We start from the raw sequence: 2,600 nt of genomic DNA, 5'->3' as shown, positions 1-2,600 counted from the left end.
CGCGCCCTCCCTTTCCGGGGGGCGCGCCCTTTTCGCGTTCCGGTGTCAACCTTCCCGGCCCGCTTCCGCGTTGAGGCCATGTGAGTGATCCATCCGACGACGCCTCCTACGCTGCCTTCGTGGCGGCGGCCTGGGACAGGCACATGGCCGTCGCCGTCCTGCTCGCCGGCGACCGGCACCGGGGCGAGGAGCTGCTGCAGGACTGCCTGGTGCGGCTGTACGTCCATTGGCGGCGGGTGCGGTCCGCCGATCCGCACGCCTACCTGCGGCGCATGCTCGCCAACGGCAACGTCAGCCGGTGGCGGCGGCGACGGCGGGAGGTGCCGACCGCCAGTCCGCCCGAGCACACCGATCCCCGCCAGCAGCTCCACGAGCCGCACGAGGACCTGCGCCGCGCCCTGCTCTCCCTGTCGCCCAGGCAACGGGCGGTGGTGGTGCTGCGGCACTACGAGGACCTGACCGAGAAGGCGGTCGCGGCCGTCCTCGGCTGCTCGGTCGGCGCCGTCAAGAGCCAGCACTCCAGAGCGATGGCGCGCCTGCGCACGGCTCTGCGCGAAGATCAGGAGGCAGCACGATGAAGGACGACCAGGATCTCCTGGCGCGGGCACTGCGTGATCTCGCCCGACGCGAGGGGCCCGCGCCCACGCCCCCGCCGGTGCCCGCGCTGGTGCGACGAGGGCGCCGGGCCAGGCGGATCCGCACCGCGACGCGGGCCGCCGCGGGGGCGCTGCTCGCCTCGGCGGCCGCCTTCGTGATCCTCGGCGGCACCGGGATCGGCGCTGGGGGCGGCCCCGGGGTCGGCACCGGGATCGGCCCCGGGATCAGTACTGAGGGCGCGCCGCCGAGCGCCGTTCCGGCCGGTACGCCGGCGTCCTCGGAAGGAGCGCGCCAGGCGCTGGACGCGCGGTCCGTGCTGCTGGCCGCGGCCGAGTCCGCCGGGCACGGGGCCGCCGCCTCCGGCCGGTACTGGCACGTTCGCGCGCGCACCTCCGAGCCGGTGCGCCACCCGCAGGCGAAGAACCCGCCGTTCTCGGCCAGGGTGACGCACACCCAGGACACCTGGTACGCGGCCCGCCGGGGTGCGCCCAGCCGGACCGTGACCGGCCAGGACCCGAAGGTCGCCTTCGCCTCCCCCGAGGACGAGGCCCGCTGGAGGCGGCTCGGCTCCCCCGACCTGAGCGGCGGAAAGCCGTCGAGCAACGACTACGCCATGCAACTCCACTTCCTGATCGGCAACCACCGCTACACGCTCCGCCAGCTGCTCGCGCTCCCGGCCGACGAGGAGAGGCTGGCGGGCCTGCTGCGGCGGCTGTTCGACGAGGAGAAGCCCGGCGACTGGTGGCCCGCCAAGCCGACGTTCACCTCCTATGTGTGGACGACGGCGCAGGACCTGCTCGCCGGTCCCATCAGCCCGGGAACCCGGTCCTCCCTGTATCGGCTGCTCGCCGGGCAGCCCGCGATCAGATCGCTGGGCGAGGTCACCGACCCGCTGGGCCGCACCGGCGTCGCCCTGACGCTGACCACGCCGGGCAGCGGTGAGGGCGCGGGCGAGTCGCGCCTGGTCGTGGACGTCGCGACGGCGCGGTTGCTCGCCTACGAGTTGCGCCCCCCGGGGCGGTCCGAGCCGCTGATCCAGACCACGTACGAGGAGATGGGCTGGGTGAACCGCCTGGGCGCACGTCCGTAGCGGCCCGTGGTCAGGGGAGCCGGCCTGGTTCGTCCACCACGCCCGCCGCCAGGTCGGCGCTCGCGTAGAACGTGCCCTTGCGGGCCGTCACCTCGCCGCCGATGACCTCGTCCTGGAGGTTGTCCACGCGCCTGCCGAGGAAACGGTAGGTCGCGGCGTCCAGCACCAGATACGACCGCGAGACGATCCGGCCCTGCGCGTCCCGCGTCGACCCGCCGGGGACGGAGCCGGCGGGCTCGTAGGCGACGCCGATCCCCGCCCGGCCCGCCGCGTCCCGTACGCCGAGGTCCACCCGCACTCCGGGCAGCTCGGCGAGCGCGCGGAAGACGGCGGCCTCGACCCGCGGCGGCATGGGGACGCCCGCGTCGAGGTAGACCGACAACACGCGGAACGCCCGCGCGTCCGGCTGCTCGGCGTCCGCGCCCTTCGGCAGGGTCGACCAGTGCCGGTCGCCCCTGACGTGGTCCAGCAGCGCGGCGGGATCGGTGGGCAGGTCGGCGAACTTGGCCGCGTACTGCCGGGGTGTCAGGTCGTCGTCGTCCGGTTCGGGGGTGATGTCCTGGAATTCCAGGGGGCCGCCGTTCTGGCGGAGGGCCTGGCGGGTGCCGTCGTACCGGGTCCAGTATTCCTGGACCGTGCCTCGCTCCTCGCCGGGCTGCTTGACCAGGTCCTTCCGGTACAACCACTGGTCGGGCCGCGGCTCGTGGCGCCGGCGGCGTCCCTCGGCCACCAGGGCGGCTTGGCGCAGCACGGTCTCGGCCCGTACCGGCATGGTGGTCATGGCGGCGGGCGGGGGCGGAGCCGGGGTGTGGGAACCGTTCACCGCCACGACAACGGCGGCGGCGGCTGTCGCGGCGGCCAGCAGCGACGGCACCGCCCAGAACCGGCGCCGCTTCCGGGCCGGGGCCTGGCC

3 protein-coding genes are annotated in these 2,600 nt (G+C 74.9%); 2 read left to right on the top strand and 1 reads right to left on the bottom strand.

Annotated elements, in window-relative coordinates; all coding sequences use genetic code 11:
* Window positions 1–80 precede the first annotated feature (80 nt).
* Window positions 81–578 carry a SigE family RNA polymerase sigma factor gene (locus tag ACWCSD_RS51365; RefSeq protein ID WP_357994599.1) on the top strand — a complete coding sequence of 166 codons (498 nt, stop codon included), beginning with the start codon at window positions 81–83 and terminating at the stop codon, window positions 576–578.
* A complete protein-coding gene (locus tag ACWCSD_RS51360) occupies window positions 575–1,687 on the top strand; it encodes a hypothetical protein (RefSeq protein ID WP_397165310.1) in 1,113 nt (370 codons plus the stop codon). Before ACWCSD_RS51365 ends, ACWCSD_RS51360 begins: the two co-directional genes overlap by 4 nt.
* 10 nt (window positions 1,688–1,697) lie before the next feature.
* On the opposite strand, the gene ACWCSD_RS51355 is transcribed toward ACWCSD_RS51360, so the two are convergent.
* On the bottom strand, window positions 1,698–2,600 hold a 903-nt coding region (locus ACWCSD_RS51355), incomplete at its 5' end, for a CU044_5270 family protein (protein ID WP_449926987.1).

It is taken from the genome of Nonomuraea sp. NPDC001684, from assembly GCF_053596515.1.
This window is presented reverse-complemented; position numbering and strand designations above follow the sequence as displayed.